Origin of the sequence: Paenibacillus sp. FSL H7-0737 (assembly GCF_000758545.1) — a bacterium.
Classification (GTDB): Bacteria; Bacillota; Bacilli; order Paenibacillales; family Paenibacillaceae; genus Paenibacillus_AQ.
The window spans coordinates 2657920-2681474 of the sequence record NZ_CP009279.1; the positions used below are offsets into that span (position 1 = coordinate 2657920).

At 42.2% G+C, this 23555-nt stretch carries 29 protein-coding genes and 1 tRNA gene; 21 read left to right on the top strand and 9 right to left on the bottom strand.

The window, feature by feature from the left end; all coding sequences use genetic code 11:
* The first annotated feature begins 2 nt into the window (after positions 1 to 2).
* Positions 3 to 1598, top strand: coding sequence for a helix-turn-helix domain-containing protein (locus H70737_RS11315; RefSeq protein ID WP_042187268.1), 1596 nt, complete (start codon positions 3 to 5; stop codon positions 1596 to 1598).
* 1 nt (position 1599) lies between these two features.
* Here the strand turns inward: H70737_RS11315 and H70737_RS11320 are convergent, their stop codons facing one another.
* Positions 1600 to 1791, bottom strand: a complete 192-nt coding sequence (locus H70737_RS11320) for a DUF6199 family natural product biosynthesis protein (RefSeq protein ID WP_042187270.1) — start codon at positions 1789 to 1791, stop codon at positions 1600 to 1602.
* A gap of 551 nt (positions 1792 to 2342) precedes the next feature.
* Here H70737_RS11320 and H70737_RS11330 point away from each other — a divergent pair.
* Together H70737_RS11330 and H70737_RS11335 are read left to right on the top strand one after the other, a co-directional pair.
* Positions 2343 to 3239, top strand: a complete 897-nt coding sequence (locus tag H70737_RS11330; protein WP_042187274.1) for an SDR family oxidoreductase — start codon at positions 2343 to 2345, stop codon at positions 3237 to 3239.
* A gap of 267 nt (positions 3240 to 3506) precedes the next feature.
* The gene (locus tag H70737_RS11335; protein ID WP_042187276.1) at positions 3507 to 3821 is read left to right on the top strand and encodes a hypothetical protein; all 315 of its coding nucleotides are present in this window, start codon (positions 3507 to 3509) and stop codon (positions 3819 to 3821) included.
* 37 nt (positions 3822 to 3858) lie between these two features.
* On the opposite strand, the gene H70737_RS11340 is transcribed toward H70737_RS11335, so the two are convergent.
* Together H70737_RS11340 and H70737_RS30235 are read right to left on the bottom strand one after the other, a co-directional pair.
* Positions 3859 to 4536, bottom strand: a complete 678-nt coding sequence (locus H70737_RS11340) for a DUF1796 family putative cysteine peptidase (protein WP_042187278.1) — start codon at positions 4534 to 4536, stop codon at positions 3859 to 3861.
* A gap of 79 nt (positions 4537 to 4615) precedes the next feature.
* Positions 4616 to 4864 carry a hypothetical protein gene (locus H70737_RS30235; RefSeq protein WP_076299475.1) on the bottom strand — a complete coding sequence of 83 codons (249 nt, stop codon included), beginning with the start codon at positions 4862 to 4864 and terminating at the stop codon, positions 4616 to 4618.
* A 291-nt stretch (positions 4865 to 5155) separates the two neighbouring features.
* Here H70737_RS30235 and H70737_RS29770 point away from each other — a divergent pair, with 291 nt between their 5' ends.
* From H70737_RS29770 to H70737_RS11365, 4 genes are all read left to right on the top strand, one after another.
* Positions 5156 to 5614: an NUDIX domain-containing protein gene (locus H70737_RS29770; protein ID WP_052404253.1), complete on the top strand. Its 459-nt coding sequence runs from the start codon at positions 5156 to 5158 to the stop codon at positions 5612 to 5614.
* Between the two features lie 49 nt (positions 5615 to 5663).
* The gene (locus tag H70737_RS11350; RefSeq protein ID WP_042187280.1) at positions 5664 to 5939 is read left to right on the top strand and encodes a hypothetical protein; all 276 of its coding nucleotides are present in this window, start codon (positions 5664 to 5666) and stop codon (positions 5937 to 5939) included.
* Between the two features lie 77 nt (positions 5940 to 6016).
* Positions 6017 to 6427 carry a hypothetical protein gene (locus H70737_RS11355; RefSeq protein WP_052404254.1) on the top strand — a complete coding sequence of 137 codons (411 nt, stop codon included), beginning with the start codon at positions 6017 to 6019 and terminating at the stop codon, positions 6425 to 6427.
* Positions 6428 to 7000: 573 nt separating this feature from the next.
* Positions 7001 to 7240, top strand: coding sequence for a hypothetical protein (locus tag H70737_RS11365; protein WP_042187283.1), 240 nt, complete (start codon positions 7001 to 7003; stop codon positions 7238 to 7240).
* Between the two features lie 93 nt (positions 7241 to 7333).
* Here the strand turns inward: H70737_RS11365 and H70737_RS30690 are convergent, their stop codons facing one another.
* Positions 7334 to 7474: a hypothetical protein gene (locus tag H70737_RS30690; protein WP_156113100.1), complete on the bottom strand. Its 141-nt coding sequence runs from the start codon at positions 7472 to 7474 to the stop codon at positions 7334 to 7336.
* A gap of 315 nt (positions 7475 to 7789) precedes the next feature.
* On the opposite strand from H70737_RS30690, the gene H70737_RS30695 reads away from it, so the two are divergent.
* A complete protein-coding gene (locus H70737_RS30695) occupies positions 7790 to 7942 on the top strand; it encodes a hypothetical protein (RefSeq protein WP_156113101.1) in 153 nt (50 codons plus the stop codon).
* A 449-nt stretch (positions 7943 to 8391) separates the two neighbouring features.
* On the opposite strand, the gene H70737_RS11375 is transcribed toward H70737_RS30695, so the two are convergent.
* Together H70737_RS11375 and H70737_RS11380 are read right to left on the bottom strand one after the other, a co-directional pair.
* Positions 8392 to 8463 (bottom strand) — tRNA-Val (locus H70737_RS11375).
* Between the two features lie 132 nt (positions 8464 to 8595).
* On the bottom strand, positions 8596 to 8898 hold the full coding sequence (locus H70737_RS11380) for a hypothetical protein (RefSeq protein ID WP_042187286.1): 303 nt from the start codon (positions 8896 to 8898) through the stop codon (positions 8596 to 8598).
* A gap of 328 nt (positions 8899 to 9226) precedes the next feature.
* Between H70737_RS11380 and H70737_RS11385 the strand changes: the two genes are divergently transcribed.
* The 4 genes from H70737_RS11385 (at position 9227) to H70737_RS11400 (ending at position 11499) form a co-directional block, all read left to right on the top strand.
* A complete protein-coding gene (locus H70737_RS11385; RefSeq protein ID WP_042187288.1) occupies positions 9227 to 10303 on the top strand; it encodes a site-2 protease family protein in 1077 nt (358 codons plus the stop codon).
* 104 nt (positions 10304 to 10407) lie between these two features.
* Positions 10408 to 10620 (top strand): hypothetical protein, encoded by a 213-nt coding sequence (locus H70737_RS11390; protein ID WP_042187290.1) that lies wholly within the window; start codon positions 10408 to 10410, stop codon positions 10618 to 10620.
* A gap of 110 nt (positions 10621 to 10730) precedes the next feature.
* Entirely contained in the window at positions 10731 to 11174 is a 444-nt protein-coding gene (locus tag H70737_RS11395; RefSeq protein WP_042187292.1) for a GNAT family N-acetyltransferase, read from the top strand.
* 85 nt (positions 11175 to 11259) lie between these two features.
* Entirely contained in the window at positions 11260 to 11499 is a 240-nt protein-coding gene (locus H70737_RS11400) for a DUF3892 domain-containing protein (protein ID WP_042187294.1), read from the top strand.
* 63 nt (positions 11500 to 11562) lie between these two features.
* Here H70737_RS11400 and H70737_RS11405 read toward each other — a convergent pair whose 3' ends face one another.
* Positions 11563 to 12300 (bottom strand): MBL fold metallo-hydrolase, encoded by a 738-nt coding sequence (locus tag H70737_RS11405; RefSeq protein ID WP_042187296.1) that lies wholly within the window; start codon positions 12298 to 12300, stop codon positions 11563 to 11565.
* 164 nt (positions 12301 to 12464) lie between these two features.
* Here H70737_RS11405 and H70737_RS11410 point away from each other — a divergent pair, with 164 nt between their 5' ends.
* On the top strand, positions 12465 to 13019 hold the full coding sequence (locus H70737_RS11410; protein ID WP_042187298.1) for a copper amine oxidase: 555 nt from the start codon (positions 12465 to 12467) through the stop codon (positions 13017 to 13019).
* 80 nt (positions 13020 to 13099) lie between these two features.
* Positions 13100 to 13411 (top strand): DUF1292 domain-containing protein, encoded by a 312-nt coding sequence (locus tag H70737_RS11415; protein ID WP_042187300.1) that lies wholly within the window; start codon positions 13100 to 13102, stop codon positions 13409 to 13411.
* A 130-nt stretch (positions 13412 to 13541) separates the two neighbouring features.
* Here H70737_RS11415 and H70737_RS11420 read toward each other — a convergent pair whose 3' ends face one another.
* Complete coding sequence (locus H70737_RS11420; RefSeq protein ID WP_042126789.1) at positions 13542 to 15017, bottom strand: aminotransferase class I/II-fold pyridoxal phosphate-dependent enzyme; 1476 nt, start codon at positions 15015 to 15017, stop codon at positions 13542 to 13544.
* A 96-nt stretch (positions 15018 to 15113) separates the two neighbouring features.
* Here H70737_RS11420 and H70737_RS11425 point away from each other — a divergent pair, with 96 nt between their 5' ends.
* The 4 genes from H70737_RS11425 (at position 15114) to H70737_RS11440 (ending at position 19789) form a co-directional block, all read left to right on the top strand.
* Positions 15114 to 16403: an MFS transporter gene (locus H70737_RS11425; RefSeq protein WP_042187302.1), complete on the top strand. Its 1290-nt coding sequence runs from the start codon at positions 15114 to 15116 to the stop codon at positions 16401 to 16403.
* A gap of 287 nt (positions 16404 to 16690) precedes the next feature.
* Positions 16691 to 17287 carry a hypothetical protein gene (locus tag H70737_RS11430; RefSeq protein ID WP_042187304.1) on the top strand — a complete coding sequence of 199 codons (597 nt, stop codon included), beginning with the start codon at positions 16691 to 16693 and terminating at the stop codon, positions 17285 to 17287.
* Positions 17288 to 17553: 266 nt separating this feature from the next.
* On the top strand, positions 17554 to 18969 hold the full coding sequence (gene gndA / locus H70737_RS11435; RefSeq protein ID WP_042187305.1) for an NADP-dependent phosphogluconate dehydrogenase: 1416 nt from the start codon (positions 17554 to 17556) through the stop codon (positions 18967 to 18969).
* Positions 18970 to 19240: 271 nt separating this feature from the next.
* Entirely contained in the window at positions 19241 to 19789 is a 549-nt protein-coding gene (locus H70737_RS11440) for a shikimate kinase (protein WP_042187307.1), read from the top strand.
* 4 nt (positions 19790 to 19793) lie between these two features.
* Here H70737_RS11440 and H70737_RS11445 read toward each other — a convergent pair whose 3' ends face one another.
* Positions 19794 to 20099, bottom strand: a complete 306-nt coding sequence (locus tag H70737_RS11445; RefSeq protein WP_042187309.1) for a rhodanese-like domain-containing protein — start codon at positions 20097 to 20099, stop codon at positions 19794 to 19796.
* 109 nt (positions 20100 to 20208) lie between these two features.
* On the opposite strand from H70737_RS11445, the gene aroA reads away from it, so the two are divergent.
* The 3 genes from aroA to H70737_RS11460 all read left to right on the top strand — a co-directional run bounded on the left by aroA (position 20209) and on the right by H70737_RS11460 (position 23099).
* The gene (gene aroA, locus H70737_RS11450) at positions 20209 to 21501 is read left to right on the top strand and encodes a 3-phosphoshikimate 1-carboxyvinyltransferase (protein ID WP_042187311.1); all 1293 of its coding nucleotides are present in this window, start codon (positions 20209 to 20211) and stop codon (positions 21499 to 21501) included.
* Between the two features lie 86 nt (positions 21502 to 21587).
* Positions 21588 to 22022: a CoA-binding protein gene (locus H70737_RS11455; RefSeq protein ID WP_042187313.1), complete on the top strand. Its 435-nt coding sequence runs from the start codon at positions 21588 to 21590 to the stop codon at positions 22020 to 22022.
* A gap of 408 nt (positions 22023 to 22430) precedes the next feature.
* On the top strand, positions 22431 to 23099 hold the full coding sequence (locus H70737_RS11460) for a PDDEXK family nuclease (protein WP_042187315.1): 669 nt from the start codon (positions 22431 to 22433) through the stop codon (positions 23097 to 23099).
* Positions 23100 to 23555: the final 456 nt, after the last annotated feature.

Below are 23555 nucleotides of genomic sequence, written 5' to 3' on the forward strand. Positions count from 1 at the left end.
GAATGGCAAAAGATTTGCAAGACAGCCATAGAAGGAAGCTATTCTATAGCTTGATAAATATAGAAACCCAATCCCTGTCAGGAAGCGGACAGAGTGAGGTGTTTCAGGATCATACACTACTCATTGTATCGGAAGGACAGGGGTATGTTGAGGCTGAGTTGAGGCAGTTTCCACTGGAAAAAGGTACTGGGTTCTTGTTCGAACCAGGGTTATTAAGCAAAATCAATGCCGAGGAGCGGGGGCTTAGCTTTTATCGGCTTACTTTTGAAATCATCGAAACCGGGGAAAACAGGCAGAGTGAAATAGAAGGAAGGACTAAAGAGGACATCCTTCGATCTGGTTTGTTAAGCTGTAGACCCTTTTCACAATGTAAATTACTGCTAGAGGCTATCTACCATAGCCGTAGAAGCACAGATGAGATCGAATGGTTCGCAGGCCATACGCGCTTTCAGGAGCTGCTACTGCTAATCATGCGTGCAAATTCCTCTTTCGTTCAGGTCACGGGTGATCATGAGGCAATACAGCGTTCCATTCACTATATGGAGGAGCATTATAACCAAGCCGTAACCGTTGATCAGTTGGCTGAAGTTGCAGGTATTACACGTGCGCGTTACACACAAACATTTAAAGAGGTGACAGGGAGGGTTCCCTTGGAGCATTTGAACGGGCTTCGTATCGAAAGAGCGCAGCAGCAGCTACTGCTGACGAATGACCGTATGCATGATATCGCGGTATCCGTCGGATATAGTAATGAGTATTATTTTAATCGGCGTTTTAAAAGATCGGTGGGTGTTACTCCAGGCCAATACAGAAGCTTCCATCAGGATGGATTGAGGGTGTTTGCTCCTTTTTTGGAAGATTATCTATTGGCTCTGGATATTACGCCTGTGGCGCAATATTCTCACGCCGAGTGGGGGAAACAAGAGTACTTGGCTCTCCACAATGTGCCTGAGGTAGATATTTCGACTCGTAATTGGCAGGAGCTCTCCCGGTATACGCCCGAATTGATCTTGCTGGATAATGGCTTTCATCGTTGGCATCTGGAGGAGTGCAGCCGGATCGCTCCGTTGTTCAAGCTACCTGTTCATCAAGAGGATTGGCGTGCCACTTTGTATTCCGCAGCAGCCGTCTTTGGCAGAACGGAACGTGTCCAGGAAGTGATCGACAATTATGAACATCAGGCACAGCAAGCCAAGCAGCTGCTTACCCGTTCCGTCCATAGTCAGACCATAGCTTGTTTAAGAATCTCAGTCTACGGAATCACTCTTTATGGATGTGAGCATTTGGGGTATACAGGAAGTGTGCTTCATCATGATTTGGGCTTGCAACCCCATAGCTTGGTTCGGAAGTTGACCCGTGGAAAGAATCGGGTGAACCTGACAAAAGAAGAGCTTGCCAATCTGACTGCGGATCATTTGTTTATTATCTTTGATCAGCTTGAAGGGGGAGGAAGGGAACTGCTGGATACACAACTCTGGCGCAACTTACCTGCTGTACGTAACGGCAGCGTATATGAGGTGGATTTCATGGCCTGGATGAATTACGGCGTATTGTCGCATCAGCGTAAGATTGAGGATGTATTAAGAGCGTTAGGATAAGTCAGAAACTAGACCAGATAAAAAAGAGGACAATAAGTGCCACTATACTGCTGACGCGGGTCATTAATAAATAAGCCTCACTCGGCTCAACGTCACCTTTGACCATCCATCCGTATCTCATGTACCATCCGAATCGTGGGAAAAAGATGTTAAGTAGCGCTAACAGAACAAAGAGGAAAATAAAAAAGCCCATGATTTATCACTCCTTTATGTAATGTATACGCGAAACTGTGTGGAGGGTGTCCCGATTCATGTGTGAGTTTCCATATATTTATTTAAGCTTATGCAATATAGACTGATAAAAAATGAAAATTGCTTAAGGAGCGGATAAATCGTATGGAACACACAGGTCTTTTTTTCGGAGGGGGAGTAGGTGTTTTGTTCTTTTTAATTTGGTTGATATCAATTGGCTTGGGAATCTACTTCTTCGTTCTGCTAGTAAAATTGGCACGTAGAGGAATAGTGGCTTTAGATTTATACATCTACGCTAAAAATCGTGAAATACGTACTCGTTATGAGTCGGTTCCAGACAGGTCAGAGGAAATTTAAGGCCATTAAATGATTAATGATACTTAAAGTATGAGATACCCTAGCTACCTTAACAGGTAGTTGGGGTATTTTTTGTGGAAATATTCAGGACTATGCTATCGATGAGGTATGTTTAGCGGTGTACTGTTGTGTTTACATAAAAAAGAGTTCGTTAAATAAAAAATGGTTTTCTAAAAATAAAGGAGGAATTGATCGATGTCTAACCAATATACGATGCAAGATCCTACCACTCAGTACACCAAGGCAGGACCTGAATTTCAACAGCAGCAACAAGAGCCGGGGCTTCAGAAGAAGATGAATCCCGTGCCTGATACAGGTGAAGATACCTATCAAGGCACCGGACGTCTGACTGGACGAAAAGCGATTGTTACAGGGGCAGACAGCGGGATAGGCCGAGCTGTTGCGATTGCTTTTGCTCGTGAAGGCGCAGATGTTGTCTTATCCTATATGCCGGAGGAAGAAGAGGATGCAAAGCAGGTTCTCAAGCTGGTGCAGGAAGCAGGACGAACCGCAATCGCCATCCCAGGTGATCTTAAGGACGAGGAGTACTGTGAACAGCTCGTCGATACTGCGGTCAAGCAACTGGGTGGGATTGATATTTTAGCCAATGTAGCGGGCAAACAGCAATTCGTCCCCGATATTGCTGATCTTACTACGAAGCATTTTGACGATACATTTAAGACGAATGTGTATGCCATGTTCTGGCTGTGTAAAGCGGCAGTGAAACATATGCAACCGGGTAGCACCATCATCAACACTTCTTCCATTCAAGCCTATAACCCTTCGCCGATCCTATTGGACTACGCGACGACCAAGGCTGCGATCAATACATTCAGTAAATCTCTCGCTCAGCAAGTCGCTGATAAGGGCATTCGAGTTAATGTAGTGGCACCAGGTCCCGTATGGACACCTCTTCAGGTGGTGGGTGGGCAACCAGAGGAAGTGCTGAAGGAGTTCGGCGCGAGCACACCACTAGGCCGTCCGGGACAGCCTGCAGAGATGGCTCCGGCATATGTATTTCTTGCTAGCCAGGAATCGAGCTATATAAGTGGCGAAACGCTAAATGCCAATGGCGGAACTCCAACCCCATAGAATATTTAGTGGGATGTTGCTATTGTAAATACGGAAATTATTCAAAAGTACCCTACTAATTATAGCTGTGGGGTGCTTTTGTTTTTATATAGAGAAAGGTGTATTATAGAATTTAATACTTTTTATCCCATTTTTTTATAGAATATGATCTAGAACTGATCAAGAAATGTCGAATACATAGATTTCCTGCGATTACCCAAGAAATATTTGAGTTGGTACAAGGTTTAGAGTTTAGTGTAGACCATAGAAAGAATTAGGAGCTGTATTATGTGTAAAAAGAAACTAGCAATACTCATTTTTTCCTTTGTTCTGATCATGGCGTGTTTTTCATCAGGAGCAGTCTTTGCGGATAAAGGAAACGGAGCTGCAATGGAAAGTGAAACAAAGGAAAGGCTGATGGAAAAGTATGATCTTGTAGAGCCTGAACTTACAAATCCAAAATCACTTTGGAGCCAAAGCGATTTTGGAGTCAGTAACCCTATTGCTATATTTGTAGGTATCAGTAGGTTATATCTGAATCCATATGTTTTTGCTGCGCAAGAAATGATTAATCATTTGATTGACCGAAGCCGTCCACATTAATGACCCATGAGAGGGTCATTTTTTAATAAGAGATAAATTAATCGCTCGTTATTTGTATATCTTTCAAAATATAATCCCAGCTATCATAATCGTTCATATCATCAGGAAATTCTAACACACAAATATGATTAATATTCCAATGGATTTCTCGTACTGATGTTAATTCACGAACGGGATAAAGGATAAGGACAGTGAATTCGTTCGGCTTTAATATATCAGACAAAATCGCTTGTAGCTCTACAGCCTGTTCGTATGTGGCGAACCATCTAATGAATAGAATTTTTTTACTGCTTAGTAATTTGTCCCAAAATCTCTTAATTCGTAAATCCAGCTTTGCTTTATAAGATGGATAGGTCGTAGACCAATGTTTACCTAAGGTGATAGGAAAATCATGTACCGAGATAATGTTATAAAAGGTATCCTGAATAAAATACGATTTCACTAACGTATTCTTGTTTCCATTAGGATAAGCGGGCACTCCATCCTCTAGAAAAAAATGTGTCTCTTCGAGCATTTGCAGATTTGTTAACTCCATAAAATTCTGAAATCTATTTTTATAAAGTCTGTTTACATCAGTTAATGAATAAGAAATCATCCAGTCGAGAGGCATGGAGAATGTTCTCAAGTTATTTCTTTGCATATTTATAGCAGGAGCACAAGACATACCTAAGCTTACGATTAAATCATAGCTCTTCTTTACATCTTGTAAGTTCATGGACTCACCTAATTTCGATCAGATTCAGGTTCTATTCAACGTTAAAAAAGAGCAGCAACTTAGCTGCCCTCTGAAAATATTAATGGCGTTGTAACAGCAAATAGCCGCTAATCCTTGAAGTTTTTTTACGAAACACCACTTTAAAACCTATGTCATTATCTAATAAACAAGCTAAGGCGGTGTCAAGTAGCCCGTTGGGTCTTAAGCTAGGTCGACAAGGCTCAGCATTTCCAATGATGCGGACAGAAATAATCCTACGTGCAGAGCCACGAACCAAAGGATTTCTGCTCCAAGTGATCAATACCAAATCAGGTTGACGAGTTGCCATTCTGATCCACCCCTTTCTATTAAGCTTCTCTATATAAAATGCACAATAGATTGTAATGTGCTAAACAGAAGCGGAGTGCTATTTTGATCAGCGGTGGGAATTAAAGAGTTACACTTGTTTAATTTAGGTTTTCAGAATACAATAAAGTAAATTTATGGATGTTCGAATAGCGTAAACGTAGATGACCACAAGGGAGCATATATTCATAACACCTTACGACTGAGCAAGTATTTGATCAATGATCAAATACTTTTTTATTTTCGTTTATAAGAAGCTAAATAGGGGGACACGATGAAGATAGGGAAACCGATTAGAAAGAAGGTATACGGATTTATTTTGCAAGACAATGAAGTTGGAGAAAAGACCTTATTAGTTTATCTTAATGTACCAGAAGTACCCTTTAGATTAGTAGGTGGTAATGTCGATGCCGGGGAAACAGAAGAAGAAGCCTTATTCAGGGAAATTCAAGAAGAAAGTGGACTTAAACAATTTAAATTAGTAAAGAAAATAGGAACACAATATTATTATAAGGATTATATAGATGCAAATGTTGAAAGACATGACTACCTTCTGATTCCAGAAACAAGATTACCTGAAAAGTGGAGATTCACTGGAGAGGGTGAAGGAGAGGACTGTGGAACTGTTTTTAACTACCAGTGGATAAAACAAGATGAAATATACTTATTAGATAAAGAATTTAGAGAATATATGTCGGAAAAATACATACAAGAATTGTTCGGCAATGGATAGGAGGTAACTATCATGTCCATTATATGATTCTTACTCTGAGGTGATAGATATGAATAATCGTAAAATCTTCTCTTTTCTTCCTTTGATCATTTTTTTATTTATAATATGGTACCTTTTGATGGCAGGTACATCTGCTGTTGTTAATGTAGTGTCAGTAGATAAAAGAGAAATAGTAGTACAAAATATGAGCGGTGATCAAACTACAGTCACAATCCCAAAAGGAATATTTAAGTTGATTAATATAAATGAGGAGTACTTTGTTTCCTATAATAGTAGAATAGGGCAAAAACCTTTTTTAACTTCAATAGAACCAAGTGCTAAATGATTATTGGAAGCAGATTTAACAATAGAACTTATGAATAAAATGGCTGATATATAAAGCATAAAATTGGTGGGATTACTTTGCGTGTAGTAAAGCATATCATGTTATGGTTTGTTTCGACGATTTTATTCACCTTGGCCACTTTTGGATTAGAGCTATGGGAAGGAAATAAGATCAGTACGACTGAATACTATGGGTTTCAAAATATAGGGTTTGTTTTTATTTTCTTAGCATTTCTTTTTTCAGCCGTTCTTTACCCAATTATAATTTTTCCTTTCTCTTGGGTTGTTCGAATGGTTGCAAATCCTTTGATTACCCGCATAATGATATTGCTTCTGAGTGGTATCGGGGGATATGTTTTCTTTTACAAGGCATACGATGAACGCTTTATACAGGAATATCATTTGAATAGTAGTATAGCCATTATCCTTTTTGGTATTGCCGGTTCCATTTATGTCTTGGTGGATTATTATCTTGATCAGAGGAGTTGAATATATGAGCTATTTTGAAAGAGTTAATAAAATATCAAACATTTTATTTTGTGTTTTTGGATTGTTTTTTATTTTGACTATTATTTTCTTTTCTACTAGCAGCTTCTCAGAAATCTTGCGTTATAATTTCACAAATGACTTAAGAGGAGCAATGATTACAGTCATTTGTTTTATGATCTCTTTATTTTCACTTGTCCTGGGCACTACTTTGAAATGTCTTGTAAAAGACTCTGATGAAACGATCCAGCTTATCGCCACAAGAATAAAGTAGTTGTTGAAATCTCAGCATGTATAACAAATCCCTGCAACATTTGCTTATGATGAAACCATTATATTGGATATTCGTATTCCTATAAAATGATGTTGAAAGGTCGTGTGCGTGATGGATAATGGGTATTTTGTTGGATGGGGTACATTAGCATTAATAAATGCTGGGTTAGCACAAGGTAAAAATAGGAGTGGATTAAACTGGTTTTTAATTTCTTTGCTTTGTGGCCCATTGGCTACATTTTTTCTTGTAATATCGAGTAAGCTGCAAATTCATTAGCCCATTATATTTCGGGAGGGGATTTTTTGCTGAAAGCACTAAGGCTGTTCGGTATTCTATTTAGTGCAGCAACAATCATTCTGGCAATACTATTTTTCCGCGGTCAGGATCAAGCGATCATGTCTTGGACAATGATGGGGATGTGTGGAGCTCTGATTTTTAATGGAGGAGCTACCTATTTTAAAACTAAAGATAAAATGGCTGCTCTGTCTTCGATTGTTGGGATGGTACTCTTAATATTCTCGCTTACTAAATTTCCATTTTAATAAAATACCCCATCAACCTATAAAGGTCGGTGGGGCTTTTTTACGTTTTATTTCTTTTTCAATCAAGTTATAGTAGGTTGCTGCAGGCTATGCTTATTTCTTTTTCTTCTTTGTGGGTCCAATCTGGCGCCTTACTTTATTGTTCTCATCAACCTCAATAATATAAATGTCCTTCACTGTACCGGAAAGAGTAAACCATTCACGTAGAGCATCAGCTTCAGTCATTGGTCCCAATATTCGTTTTCCCCTATAACATATAAAAAACACTCCTACTCCTTAGTGAGTTTGCGAAAATGCAATAATCCTCAAAACGATACTCATTAACGATTTTCAGTAAGTCTCATTATTTTATATTAATGCTAAATTATAGGAGATGCAATATTGAGAGATTATTCCTGTTTAGTTCAAATAACGTTTATATAAGGAACCATAGGCATGATGCCCCATTATGAGAGATAAACGGTTCCAGATATAATTGATAATCATTATCAATGTTTGAGATGTAATTAACTTAAATAGATTGTGTAACGGATCGGAGTGAAATGTAAGATGAAGTTGGAAGATCATATTGCCGCATGGATTTATGCAGCCGTTAATGTGCTGGATATTCGACATGCTGTGATGGAGCCTGGGGATAAGCTGCAAGGCTATATATTGATTTTTCGTATTATTCCGATATCTAATCTTTTGATAAGCAGCTAGATTTTGTAGTTGAGAAGCTAGTGTCAACATATGAAAAAAATAGAAAGCTAGATGATAAAACAGCTGTTATCCCTAATTTAAGAGGGAAATCGTATTTCGGTCTGTTTTTACTCCTAGGAATATTGCTGCTGCTTTCAGTAGCGGCTTCTTTCTCTTTTGGCTCTGATTCCATGAGCCTGAAGATGGCATGGACAGCGATAGAATTGAAAGGATTGTAAACAGGCTTCCACGTATTTCATGTTGCAAAAGTGGGAAGGAAATTATATATCAGTAAAGCGGAATTTAGGAATTGGTTGGAGGGTAGAAGCGATGATATTTTCCCAGAGGATCACATGAACTGATACGAAAAGTAATCGCGATTCGTATCAAATTCGTCTCACAGGGGTTTTTAATAGAATGATAAGTGAATAGAAAACAAAAAAAGCCTTGAAATTCAAGGCTTTTCGATATAGGACGGATGGGGTTCGAACCCATGACCCCTACCCTGTCAAGATAGTGCTCTCCCGCTGAGCTACCGTCCTGCGACGAATTTCATAATACCATACGATAGAGTAGGATGGCAATTCTTTTTTTACAATCTATAGGTATGATAGTTTACATAGTCTTTAAAATAAAAAAGAAAAGGGGATGCCGCTCCATCCCCATGAGCCACGTCAGATAAAGAACGGGAGTAGAAATATATCGCTTATGCCGAAAAAAGGGATGCGTCGTGGAAAGAAGCGACGTCTTGGGAAAAAGCCAGGCCGGAAACCAAATTGTCTATACGCCGATTCGTGTGTAGGCATTCCGTTTAAACGTTCTACCATTTCGTTGCTAGGAACCGCAAGAGTAACATAGTTTTGATCTACATGGGCAATAAAGCCATCAAAGGACTGACCGTCAGTCGTTGTAATACCAACGTATTTGTTCATACAATTCCAACTGACCTGTTGATGTAAATTTGCATTTGTATCCATAAATAACCTCCTCAATTGAATAACCCTGATAACAGTCTATGGTTCGTAGCCTATAACGTTCACGGCGTTAGCCCATAGGGTAACCATAAAATTTGGGTTATTTTGTGTGAGGTGGTGGTTGTGTATTGGAGCGGAATCACTTTCTTCCCTTGAATAATAGTGAAAATTATCCATTATCTGTTTGTTTGACCTTGAAACGATTCTAAAAGTTGCGTCGTATACTTAGCCGAGTGCTTTTTTATGGAAATACTCCTTAAGCACTTATGATAAAATGGAGGGTAATGTACAGCAGTTAGATAAAAATTGAAAGAAAAAGGAGCTTGAGATCTTGCCGCAAAATGAGCAGAAAAAGAATTCTTCCACGCCATGGAAATGGTTGGGGGGCGGGGCGGCGATGCTCCTGTTTAAAGGAAAGGCGATTCTGTCTCTTCTGAAAATAGGTAAAATTGCCGGGCCGTTAATCTCAATGATGATTTCAATATGGGCTTATGCTTTGATTTACCCGTGGGGGTTTGCCGTGGGCTTTGTCCTGCTCTTGCTAGTCCATGAATTAGGACATGTAATAGCAGCGAAACGGATCGGGCTTCCAGTCAGCGCTCCACTGTTTATACCGTTTTTGGGAGCTTTAATTACAATGAAGAAACAGCCGCTGGATGCCCAGACAGAAGCTTATATTGCTTTTGGAGGTCCGATCTTAGGAACCATTGGGGCTACAGCCGTTTTTGGAGCGGCTTATTACATGGATAGTCCACTTCTCTATTCCTTGGCTTATATAGGTTTTTTACTTAATCTGATCAATCTGCTGCCGATTCACCCGCTTGACGGCGGCCGTATTGCAACCGCGGTGACGCGCTGGCTGTGGCTTGTGGGGCTCGTGGGTGGTTTAGCCATCATCATCTATATGCGTTCGATCTTGTTCTTTATTATTTGGGCGTTATTTGCTTACGATCTGTATAACAAATATGTGAAGAGACGCACTAACAATCGCCTTTATTCTGTAACGAAGAGTTTCTTAATTCCAGTAGAGCCACTTAGAGATGCAGGCTACATGATTCCAGGACCAGAGCATAGAAGAGATTTACCTTTTACTACTTACAGTGATTTGGAAAGACAGCAGTATGTAGGGGTGAGATGGGATCAACTGAACTACATTGGTAGAGCTACGCTTCCGCAGCAATGCATCATTGAAAAGGTACGTATCTCGCAGCTAGAGCCTGTGACCTTAGAGAATGGGCTTCATCTAAAGATGAATTGTGATATCAGCTATTCTGTCTATGAGAACGACAAGTATTACGATGTGCCGGCTAGCTCACGCTGGAAATACGGTATCGCTTATTTTGTATTAGCTGGCTTTTTGGGAGGAATGATGTACATGGTCCATGCCGTTGGAAATGTGAATCTATAAGGGTTAGAATCGGGCAATGAAGTGATCCAATGGTTTATAAAACTCATGAACCGTCAAAGCTGTAATGAGAATAACCGCAGTTGAACGGTGAAAGGAGTAAAACCATGCCTAAATTTTTGAAATGGGAAGTCAGCGTTTGTCTGCTGTTACTGATGGTCTTGGGAGGATGTTCCGAGGCGAAGCCAACAAAAATCATGGAAATCAAAGAAATGACTAACCTAGATGGAAAGCCAAAAGGTCAGTACCCTCCATTGTCACCAGTGATGCAAGACACATACAATCGTTCGATTCCTGAAGAAGTATATTCTGCAGATTAGAGTAGTGACAGAAGACGATTTCTCATGCTCAGGCTTTTCTTTCTAGTCGAATTTTTATATAATAGACAACTATCGTTGGATATATATAGAGAGAGGAGTTTGGGACTAACATGGCGGCAGAAATCTTACGGGTAACTACAGAGGAACAGCTTCAAATGGGGCTGGATATTCGTACCAAAGTATTTGTAGAGGAACAAATGGTACCGGCTGAGGAAGAAATTGATGAATACGATGTTATCGGTCCGAATGCGCACCATATTCTAATTATAGATGAAGGTGTACCTGTGGCTACAGGAAGATTGATTTATTACAAAGCAGGTACAGCCAAAATGCAGCGTATCGCCGTACTGAAAGATTATCGAGTCAAAGGATACGGACGTGTTCTGTTGCTAGCTATGGAAGAGCTTGCTCGGGAACTTGGACTGGAAGCTTCGATTCTTGATGCACAGTGCCAAGCTGAGAATTTCTACAAGAAGCTAGGATATGAAGTGATTTCAACGGAACCTTTTTATGACGCAGGTATTCTACATGTACGGATGCAGAAAACGCTTTAAGATTTGCACACATAATTTACCGTCTCATTACGCAAGCTAGGATGTGCCATATGATGGCAAATCCAAGTGCAAGGGGCGAGCTGAAGTGCCAAATAACGAACGCGAAAGTTTCGTAGCTGTACAGAAAAATGGAGACGGAGATTTAACCAGTTTCCAGACCTCTACAGGACGTGTCCTGGCGTATGACCAAGCGCTTCAAGAAGTACAGGCCGGAAATATTGCCGGAGTGAATGCTTTTAAAGGTAAAGACGGAGGAACTTATATTCGCGGCGACGCGGATGGGGATCCAACCAACAATTTGGATAATCTTCCGAGTTTCTCATAGTTCTAAAGGCAAAGACCGTACATACGTCATCGGACGTCAATGTACGGTCTTTTTTTAATCAAATCAGAGTTTATAAATTACATGCTGCTCAATAAACTCCATCTCTCCAGTAAGTCCGACGAATTGAGGTTGTTCATCGCTATAATGCATGAGCTTGATGATACGTCGAACATCTTCAGGTAAAGACATTAACTCCTCCAGCGTGGTGTGAACAACACCTGATCCACCAAGCTGACAGTCATGCAGAATCATTCGGATGCCGCGCTCACGGACAAGGCGTATAAGTAGATCCGGCTGAAAAGTCATATCCGCGCTGTAGAAAATCTCATTATTTATTAGAAGGGAATAGCTATCTTTGCCAGGAATATGCGGCGTATGTATGATCTCGAGCGTAAGAGAAGGAGCGAGCTTGTACGTAATTCCGGGTTTCATAGGTGTAACCTCGAAGATATCCGTCAGGGAGGCTACTGCATCTTTTTGATATAATCCACCCTTTAAGGTGTTGTTCCAAAGTGGCTCAACAAGCGTCTCTGGTAAATGTAATGTCATTGTTTTCCCGTATATGTGTTTTAGCGTAAGTGCTAGCTCTTCTAGACCTCCAACATGGTCCGCATGAATATGCGTAATTAGAGTAGCGTTAACGTCACGGAAGGATTTCCCGATGGTATGCATGGCAAGTGGGGCTGTAATCCCGCAATCAATCAGTAGGGTATAATCATCAGCTAGTAGCAAGCCATTATTGTTAAAATAGTTTTTAGCAAAAGCATTGCCAGTTCCTAGCATTTGTAGGCTCAGACTCATAAGAAAGTACCCTCCTGAAATCGCTGTTAGCTAATATATCAACTTTGAACAAGTACATAATATCATTTTTCGGAAGATGAATGAAATATTTACCTACAATTAGCGCAACTTGCTGAGACAAAGTAAGTATACATTAATAGCATGAATTATTTGGAGGGTTTCAAATGAATAGATGGAAAAAAGTCACTTTATGTGTGTTTGCTTTTTCCTTGATGGGTGGCTCCTTATTGTTCGCCGATTCTGTGAGTAAGAAAATCAGGGTATGGAACAACGGGACGGAAATTGTAGACGGCGGTTATTTGATTGATGGAAAAACATATATTCCCGCTAGAGAAGCGGGCGGGGTAGTGAATTGGGATGGATCTGGAAAAGTGACGATTCTTAAGCCTAATGTTCATATTGTTCTTTTTAAGGATAATACGGTCTTTGGTAACGTAAACGTAGGCAAGCTTAAGATTAAAATATTAACCCAGGTAGATAGCTTAACAGAAGAGGTTTCAGCTGTAAAAGTAGCCATAACGGACCCCTCTGGTAATGTTAAGGATATTCAGTCGCAGGAGCTTGAAGGCTCGCAGAAGGATAATTTCTGGTTTCCGACCTCGGAGTTTACTTATGATTTTAAAGAAACCGGCAAATATCGGGTAGGCTTCTACATGAAAGCTTCCAAAAATGCGGATTACGTTCTTGTGTCAGAAAAGGTAATTACAGCTCTTAATTAAGGGTTCTAAATTGACCTGAACTAATCTAACGTGGTAGTATACCAGATGTAGGATAATACAATTCAAAGTGAGGTATTACAATGAGCGATCACAAACATGAGCATGGTGAAGCATGCGGTTGCGGGCATGATCACGACCATGAGCACGAGGAGTTTGTGCTGACCTTGACGAACGAGCAGGGCGAAGATGTTGAAATGGTATTGGTTGAAACTTTCGACATCGGTGAGAAACTATACGCGCTGCTGTTAGAAAAGGAAAATCCTGAAGCGGATGGCATTATTCTGCGTATGGAAGAAGAAGACGAAGAAATGGTATTGTACAATATCGAAGATGAAGAAGAATGGAAAGCTGTTGAAGAAGCTTACAACAATCTGCTTGCTCAGCAAGAATAGATTTTAGCGACTAAATTAAGCTGTTCTATTGTGTATATGACAGTTGATGTTTATATACAGAAACCCGATACTTATTATGGTATCGGGTTTTTGTATAAATGAATGAAGTTTTTTAGGAAAATGATGGATCTTAGGAAATAGGATCGGCTTCTACAATCACTTTTATGTTCGTGATGCTGCGATCTTCAGGACCTTTAACCGGAAGTCCGATCTCCACATGGTCAATAATATAATCGATGTTATCCTGAGTGATAACCTCGCCAGGGAGAAGAATAGGAATTCCAGGCGGATATACATATATAAACTCTGCAATAATGTAGCCAGCAGATTCACGGAATGGAACTAACTGCGTATCCGCATAAAAAGCGTCCCTTGGAATCAGAGCAAGCTGTGGAATTTCTGGAACCTGAACCTTAAGTTCGTAGATTTCACCCTTGCTGTAATGAATGGCGGACAACACCCTAAGTGCAGCTAATAATTTATCTACTGATTCTTGGGTATCACCTGGGGTAATAAGGCAAAGAATATTATACATGTCACTTAGTTCTACTTCGATGTTGTACTTTTCGCGCAGCCAGTTTTCGGTTTCGTATCCTGTGATCCCTAAATGGCGCACATGAATGTTGAGCTTAGTTGGGTCATGATCAAATGTTGCTTCTGTCCCAAGGATCTCTTTTCCAAAGCTGTACAGGCCTTCGATGGTATTGATCGTTTCGCGTGCGTAGTTGGACAGTCTGATGGTTCTTTCCGCCATTTCATGACCGTTCAGCGCGAGATTACGTCTTGATGTATCCAAAGACGCTAATAAAATATATGAGGTAGATGTTGTAGTCAGCATGCTCATAATGGTCTGTACCCGTTGCGGGTTAATCAGACCCGTCTTAGCATTAAGATTCAGTACCGAGCTTTGCGTCATGGAGCCGCCAAGTTTATGCACACTAGTGGCAGCGATGTCCGCGCCGGCCTGCATGGCCGATACCGGCAGATCCTCATGAAAATGAATCAGTACTCCATGTGCCTCGTCCACCAATACGGGTACACCGTAACGGTGAGCCAGGTCGACAATCGAACGCAGGTCGGCGCATACACCGAAGTACGTGGGATTGATTACTAGAACTCCTTTGGCGTCTGGATGACGCCTTAACGCTCGTTCCAGCGAACTGGTCGTTATGCCGTGATCTATCCCGAGATTCTCATCCTGAACAGGCGAGACAAACACAGGCTTGGCTCCGGAGAAGATAATGGCCGACATCACAGATTTATGAATGTTGCGCGGCACAATTATTTTATCACCCGGTGAGCAGACAGAGAGGATCATCGTCATGATGGCATTGCTCGTGCCCTGTACGCTAAAATACGTATAGTCGGCGCCGAAAGCCTTCGCAGCCAGCTTCTGAGCTTCCTGGATTACTCCAGTTGGCTGATGTAGATCATCAAGCGGTGCGATGTTGATTAGATCGATGGATAGAGCGTTATCGCCGATAAACTCACGGAATTCGGCATCGGTTCCTAGCCCCTTCTTATGCCCCGGGATATGAAATTGAACGGGATTGCCGGCGGCATGCTTTTTTAAAGCTGTGAAGAGGGGAGTACGGTGTTGATTCATTTAATGCTGTCACAACCTTTCGCGAATATTAAAATTTAAGGCAAGCATCAGTATAACAAAACAATCTACAGAATACTAGGATTTGGATGTGATAGAATGTCCACAAAAGCTGCGCAACGTACACATATCAGTTTGACGTCGCCATTTATCATGGAGATGTGGGTAATTATTTTTTTAGTTGAGTTTGTTAAAGGGTCGCTACTTGTCGCTTTGTTACCCGTATATATGGAGAATATTTTGGGTCTATCTGTTACGGTAGTAGGCTTTGCCTTTGCACTCCAGTATTTGGGGGATAATCTATTCCGCAGTCCTTCTGGCTGGGTTATGGAGCGCATAGGATTTCGCTGGACCATGACAAGTGCCTTGTTGTTGATCCTAGTAGCTGTTGGAATGATAATATATGCCAAAACAGCAGTTACGCTCTCGATTGCCTGTCTTATTCTTGGGATCGGGACATCCCCGCTTTGGCCTTGTGTGATGACCGGAATAACGGAATTGGCGGGATCTACTAAAAGCGGCAGCAGTGGAGCAGCTATGGGTGCTGTAGAGATGGCATCGCTCGCAGGAACGGGAATCGGTCCGATTGTAGTGAATTTTTTGATGGATCAGGGTGGACAAAGCTATCGTGTAGCCTTTTTGGTCCTGCTAGGGTGTGCTGCTGTAGTAGTTGTAGTTGCGCTTTTTCTACCTAAAAGAATCTCGTCAAGTGGCACTCATGCAGTTGTAAGGGACATGCAGGGGCTCGGCGGAGCTATTGAGCGTAAAAAAATCAGTCCATTAGAAAGTATAAAAAGAACACTGCATCAGGTCAGAACGACGCTTAAAGTCAGTCGCCTACTATATCCGGCCTTATTTCTTCAGGCTTTTGCCATTGGCTTGATGACGCCTGTAGTTACCTTGTTTGCACGTACGGAGCTTCATGTTAGTCCGAATCAATTTAGTCTGCTTCTGATTGCAGGTGGGGGAATTACGGTGCTTGCTCTAATTCCAGCAGGCAAGCTGGTGGACCGAATAGGAACAACTGTGTTTCTGAACATTGGCTTTTTGCTTGCCGCCTTTTCCCTTGCCCTGTTCTCACAGGTACGCTGGCTCCCGCTTGCTTTTATCGCGGTGGCATTGGTCGGTATAAGCTACGCGCTTATTCTCCCGGCATGGAACGCCTTTCTGGCTAAGCAAGTGCCTAAGGGGGAACGAGGGACTGTTTGGGGGCTTTTCTTGACCTTGCAAGGCTCAGGGATGGTGGCAGGACCAGTGATATCAGGGAGACTATGGGACCATGTAGGTCACGGTGTTCCGTTTCTGATGAGTGCAATTGTTATGTTGATACTCTTTGGGCTGCATTTACTAATTGTACACAGAACGAAGTTGAAATTTAAAACTAGTTGACCTTAGATGTGAAAAGCCGCTGACAACCTGAGAATTAGTTGTCAGCGGCTTTTTTTAGGAATTAAAAGGACTAAAAGAAATAAAAATTCAATCAGCGTTTGGAGAAAGTGTGTTGCGGGTAAAAATAGTCAATAAACCAAGTTACCGCTACATAAACTGAAGTATAAAATAAGACTAAGACGAACGCAAAAGTAACTACTACTTGAAGAGGTCCGGCAGCCATAAATAATCGGAAATTGAACAATTGTGTTGGCTTTGCAGATGTGAAGTAGTTAGGGGGGAGTGCCGTGAACAAAAACGACGAGGTGGAGTATTGTAACCTGGAGCTGCGTTTCGACAGACAGCATATCCAGGACCTGATCAAGGATTTGATTCAAAAAGGTTATTCCCTATATTGGAGCGAGAACGAACAGGTCTTTGTAATTTCGGTCCGTACGGGTCGTAAACTGGTGAAATTACGTTTTCAAAGGATCAAAGATGGCTATAAACTCGTGGGTGACTATATGATTCGTGATGCTCGCTTGTCAGAATGGATGGAGAAGTTAATTGGGGACATGCGAGGCCATGCCATTGTAAAGCGCTTCAGAGACCGTCAGATTATTATTGAAAATATTTTGTTCGGCGAAGTGATTCGTCTTGTTGAAATCTCGGGTTATCAGCAGCGAGTCTTATACCAGAAGGGTCCTATGCTCACCGATGAGGAGCTGACCAAGCTCTATTATTCTGTTGAAGGAGAGGAACGAATTCGCCAGCGCAGGATTGAAGTGGATGAGCAGCTGGATCGATTAAATGATGCACTTAAGGCTGAGGATATGATTCGCGCGGAGAAATGCCGAGCTCAGCTTACCTTTTTGACGAAGGAATTGTATATGTTAGAATGGTAAACAAGGTGCCGAAATAAGTTGCTTAGGGGCACCCCGAATTTCGGGGTGTCTTAGATTTGTTTGAGAACTTGCAGACAGGGGTTCACTTCTGGTGCTAAAAACGTTAAAATAGTCATTGTGATCATTTTCATATTGGCAATGGATTTGTCGATGAATTTGATCTTTATTCGCAGGGCAGGCTTTGCTGTCTCTGATAAAGGGTGGTATTCTTATACTGCGAGAAATGGATTTCCAAAAAATATAGGGTGCAAAGGGTGGAGGACCAGATGGCAAAACAACAAATCGGCGTTATTGGCTTGGCGGTAATGGGCAAGAATTTGGCTCTAAATATCGAAAGCAAAGGTTTTTCCGTATCCGTGTTTAACCGCTCACCGGAGAAGACACATGATCTTCTTGCTGAGGCGGAAGGTAAAAACCTCGTAGGCACATTTTCCGTTGAGGAATTTGTAGCTTCGCTGGAAACACCGCGCAAAATTCTGATCATGGTTCAAGCTGGTAAAGCTACTGATGCTACCATCGAGCAACTGTTGCCGCATCTTGATCAAGGCGACATTATTATCGACGGAGGAAATGCTTATTTCCCTGATACGGTTCGTCGCAGTAAATATCTGGAAGAAAAAGGTTTCCGCTTTGTCGGAACTGGGGTTTCTGGCGGTGAAGAAGGAGCTCTTAAAGGTCCTTCCATTATGCCTGGCGGTCAAGAAAGCGCGTATAAGCTAGTTGAACCAATCCTAACTGCAATCTCAGCTAAAGTTAACGGTGAGCCTTGCTGTACATATATCGGACCAGACGGTGCGGGACACTATGTTAAAATGGTGCACAACGGTATCGAATATGGTGATATGCAATTGATCTGTGAAGCTTACCAGCTGCTCAAAGACGTTCTAGGTCTGGATGCAAAAGAACTTCACAACATTTTCAAAGAGTGGAATAGCGGTGAGCTCGACAGCTACCTGATCGAGATTACTACAGATATTTTTGCTCAGTATGATGAAGAAACTGGTAAACCAATGGTTGACGTGATCCTTGATTCCGCTGGCCAAAAGGGAACTGGTAAATGGACAAGCCAAAGCTCACTGGATCTTGGTGTACCTTTGTCCATGATTACCGAATCCGTATTCTCACGCTTCCTCTCTGCAATGAAGGATGAGCGCGTAGAAGCAAGCAAAGTGCTTAACGGACCAGAAGCTACACCATTTGATGGTGACAAAGCTGAATTCATCGAGAACGTGCGTAAAGCATTGTTTGCAAGTAAAATCGTATCCTATGCTCAAGGTTTCGCTCAACTTCGCGTAGCTTCCGACGAATACGGTTGGGATCTGAAATATGGCGAGTTGGCTAAAATTTGGCGCGGCGGCTGCATTATCCGTTCCCGTTTCCTACAAAACATCACGGATGCTTACGAGAACAATGCAGATCTTAAGAACCTATTGCTTGATCCTTTCTTCAAGGATGTTATGGACAATTACCAATCCGCATGGCGTAAAGTTATCGCTTCAGCTGTAACGATGGGTGTTCCAGTACCTGGATTCTCCAGCGCATTGGCTTACTATGATAGCTATCGTACAGAAAGACTGCCTGCGAACCTGCTTCAGGCACAACGCGATTACTTCGGCGCACACACGTTCAAACGTGTAGACAAAGAAGGCGTTTTCCACCACAACTGGATGTCTGCAGAATAATCTAGTTTATTACGGTTATAAGCAATGACGCCTTCGGCGTCCCTAAAGGACGGTAAGAAGCGTTTATGCGAGAAATATAAGGTTAATGTATAACATGAAACTTGTACTTTCTTATATTTTAAAAAAGTGGCCCGAATTGCTTCACCAGAAATGGGGAGGCTTTCGGGCCTTTTTTGTTGAAGTTTTGATGTGTATTTACTATGTGAAGCAGATTGTCTAATGTTTTGACCCTGTGTTATGATATGACAAATATCGCGGTTGGAGGATAGACATGGCTGGGGATACAGAAGAATTTAAAAAGTTCAACGAAGAGCAAAGAAATAAGAACATTATTTTAGTAGGGATGATGGCAACTGGGAAGTCAACAGTAGGCGCAATTTTGGCCGAGGAACTGGGTTACGAGCTGGTTGATCTGGATCATGTCATTGTTGAAACTGAAGGCCGAAGTATTGCAGAAATTTTCGCGGAAGATGGAGAGCATTACTTTCGAAGCGTGGAAACAGCAGTACTAAAGCGTATGCTAGAGTCTGAGAATAAATTAATATCTACTGGTGGTGGCGCGGTATTGGCGCCGGGGAATACAGATTTAATGCTGAGTAAAGGGCATGTGGTTGCGCTAACGGCAACAGAAGAAGAGATTATTGCCCGCGTTAGTGGAGATCAGAATCGTCCGCTGCTCGCCGGCAATGCAGAAGAACGGGTTAGACGTATCATGGAAGACCGTCGAGAAGCTTACCTGTTCGCGCATTACACGGTCGATACAACGGGACTGACAGCGGCAGAAGTGTCGCAATATATTTTAATGCATTACCGCGGCTGAGCTTTTAAGAGAGTGTTTCATTCCATTCAATCATACCGCCGCTTAAATTTGTAGCATGATAGCCAAACTGTTGTAGATATTCGCAGACACGCTGGCTTCGAGCACCGGAACGGCAGATAAAGATCACTTTGGCATCGCTTGGAATATCCTCAGTGCGGTGTGGAATTTCTCCCATGGGGATATGCTGTGCACCGGGAATCATCCCGAAGGCAACCTCTTCGTCTTCACGAACGTCGATGAGTACAAGGTCTTCTCCTGTCTCTAGACACTGCCGCAATTCTTGCGGTGTAATTTGTGGAACATTATGCATGGTTGTGACCTCTTTTCATCAGAAGAATGGTTTAATGATAACACAAGCATGGAATACCCTGTCAAACGAGCACTACATACAACTATATCTACTAAGGAGAGTTTATATTATGGACGTTATTGTTAGGCCAACGCCATCCCTGCAAGGAGAATTTGGGGCCCTCTCTTCCAAAAACTATACCACTCGTTATTTGCTGGTTGCCGCATTGTCAGAAGGCGTAAGTACGATTTATCATCCGGCACATAGTGAAGATAGCGATGCCATCCGTCGTTGTATTGCAGATTTGGGAGCTGTACTCACAGAAGATGATGAGAAGATTGTGATTCAAGGCTTTGGACGCAAACCTAAGGATGTTAAGGAACTTAATGTGGGGAATGCTGGAGCAGTATTACGTTTTCTAATGGCTGTAGCTGCTTTAAGCCCTGAGGTCACATTCGTAAATACGTATCCTGACTCATTGGGTAAACGTCCACATGACGACCTGATCGTATCTCTAGAACAGCTTGGTGTGAAGGTAGAGCATAATGAAGGTAAGTTGCCGATCACGATCCGCGGTGGCAAACCTGTTGGGGGTAGAATTACAGTTTCGGGTGCTGTCAGCTCCCAGTTCCTAAGTGCTCTATTATTCTTGACACCATTGCTTGAAGAAGATAGTGAAATTATTGTCCTTGATGATTTGAAATCAAAGGTTGTCGTAGGTCAGACACTAGAAGTGTTGGAGCAGGCAGGAATTGTGGTTCATGCGGCGGATGATTATATGTCCTTTAAAGTGCCAGGTCGTCAAGCCTATGCGGCAAAAACATATACCGTTCAAGGGGACTATCCTGGCTCTGCGGCTATTTTAGCAGCAGCTGCGGTTACAAAGTCAGATGTTAAGGTACATCGACTTGTGGAACAGAGTAAGCAGGGAGAAAGAGCCATTGTTGATGTGTTGCGTATGATGGAAGTACCGCTTACTCATAAAGAGGGAACAGTTCACGTACAAGGGAACGGCGTTCTAAAAGCTGTTGAATTCGACGGAGATGCTGCAACCGATGCGGTGCTGGCTATGGTAGCTGCTGCCGTATTTGCTGAAGGCACTTCACGATTCTATAACGTTGAGAACCTTCGGTATAAGGAATGTGATCGTATAACTGATTACTTGGCAGAATTGACTCGTGCAGGAGCCAATGTTGAGGAACGCCGCGATGAAATTATCGTTCACGGCATGCCTGAAGGCGTCGAAGGTGGTGTGACCATTAACGCGCATTACGACCACCGTGTAATTATGGCGCTGTCAGTAGTAGGTTTACGAGCCCGTAAACCACTATTGATCAAGGATGCTCACCATGTCGCTAAGTCGTATCCGCAATACTTTGATCACCTGCGTGCGCTTGGTGCGAATGTGGAGTGGGTACAATAGAAGTAAGGGAGCTAGCGAATTTAGCTTCAGTCTTCAGTGAAGTAAATCAGGATCATAAAGTGTAACTATGGAAAGGGGCACTGTGTATGAGCTTTGAGAATCCAAGCCGGGAGCAGATCGGAGATATCCTTGCATCTGCCGGTAATATTGCAGTTGTTGGCCTGTCTGACAAAACAGACCGTACCTCCTATATGGTTGCGGGTGCTATGCAAAGTCGGGGATATCGGATCATTCCTGTAAACCCATTGGTTGATGGTGAAATACTGGGAGAAAAGTGCTATCATACGTTAGCGGAAATTCCAGAGCCGGTGGACATTGTTAATGTGTTTCGTCGAAGCGAATACTGCGCAAAGGTCGCACAGGAGGCCGCTGAAATCGGCGCACGTGTGCTCTGGCTTCAGCAGGGTGTAATCAGCCAGGAAGCTGCTGAAATCGCCGCTGAGCACGGTATGACGGCGATTATGGACCGTTGTATCAAGGTCGAAGAAGCGATCACGATGCATGGGCGGACTCGGGCATAAGGTTCGGTAGTTCAACACTTTATCTGACTATTGAGAAAAGTGAAGATCAGAGCGTGTGTCAAGGGATTTCGAACGAACCGACGAGCGGGCAAACGATGAACTGACGAGCTTATGAGCCGACAAACGAACCAACCGAGAGAACAATGAACCGGCGAGCCGACAGACAAAAGAACAAACTAACAAACCAGCGAACTAAATTTTTTGACGCTGAAGTAGTTGCAAATTTAATGTTAAAGAACAGCCAAGATCAAAAGCATTGTTTGATTACGATTGGCTGCACAGACTGTGCAATTTCTAATGCAAATCACTAACTGAGCTTGTTATACTGAAGTTAGACGAAGAACGTCCTTTATCCGCATAATTTGCGGTGAAGGGCGTTTTTTTATTTTTATAGGGGAGGATACCATAATGGAATTTGAAGAAGCACATGGTATGTTCATTAACAAGCACTTGACTGAAAGATCAGGAGAAAGAAGGGGGAGGCTGGTTAGAGGGCATAATTATGCGGAGAAGTTGTTCTTGCAGAATGTATGGTGGCCATTGTTTGAGAGCCTTGATGATTTGCATCCAGAATACGAAGTGTACGACTGGAATCGTAAATCTCAGTTTCTGGACTTCGCTTTTCTTCCGCAGAGCGGCGGCAGTCTCGGGATTGAGTGTGACGGGTTTCAAAGTCATGTGAAGGACATGGACCGCGAGAGATTCAACTACGCAGTTAATCGGGACACTTTTCTGACCGGAATGGGGTGGAAAATGATTCATTTTTCTGTTGATGATCTTCAGCACCGCCCCGAGGTGTGCCGGATGCTTTTGCAATTGGTGCTGGCACCTCATTTGGCGCGCAAATCTGCAGGCGTGGATATTTTGTCTGAGGAGAAGGAGGTTCTACGGTTGGCTTGGCGACTGGGTAGGGCGATCCGTCCAAAGGATGTGACCACCTATTTCAGCATTAACTTTCGAACGGCGCGCAGATTGTTGCACTCGTTGAGTGAGAAGGGACTAATAAAGCCTGTAATTACGGGAGAACGGGTTCGACAATACGAAGTGAAAGCTATGCGACCAGATCAAATATGGTAGGAGAGGGAGAATAATTGCACTATATACAACTATATCGGAAATATCTCTGTTCTATTGTGGTTTAGTTGTACTTTGTACACTTATTACACACCAAAGGTAAGAAAAAGGGTGAAATTATTAAAAATAATTGCACAAAGTACACTTATATGGATTTCAGTTTTTCTAGGATATAAATAGCTGCACAAAGTACAATTAACTTCTTTTCTAATCAGCGGCAGCGAAAGAAAGAGACTCAGTCAGCAGACAAAACTTAATTCAATAAAATATTACTCATTCACTTGAAGCATTATCAGCATCCATACGGAGTAACTTTTTATCGGTTTTAACCAGCTTTAGCATTGTTTGCTTTAGTGCTTTGGAATCCTGAGCCCAGAGAATGGTGTTTCTAGGTGATTTTATTGTGGAGTGAGTGTGTATTTGTTTTAAATATACCCTGATCTTTTCCTTCAGTTTATT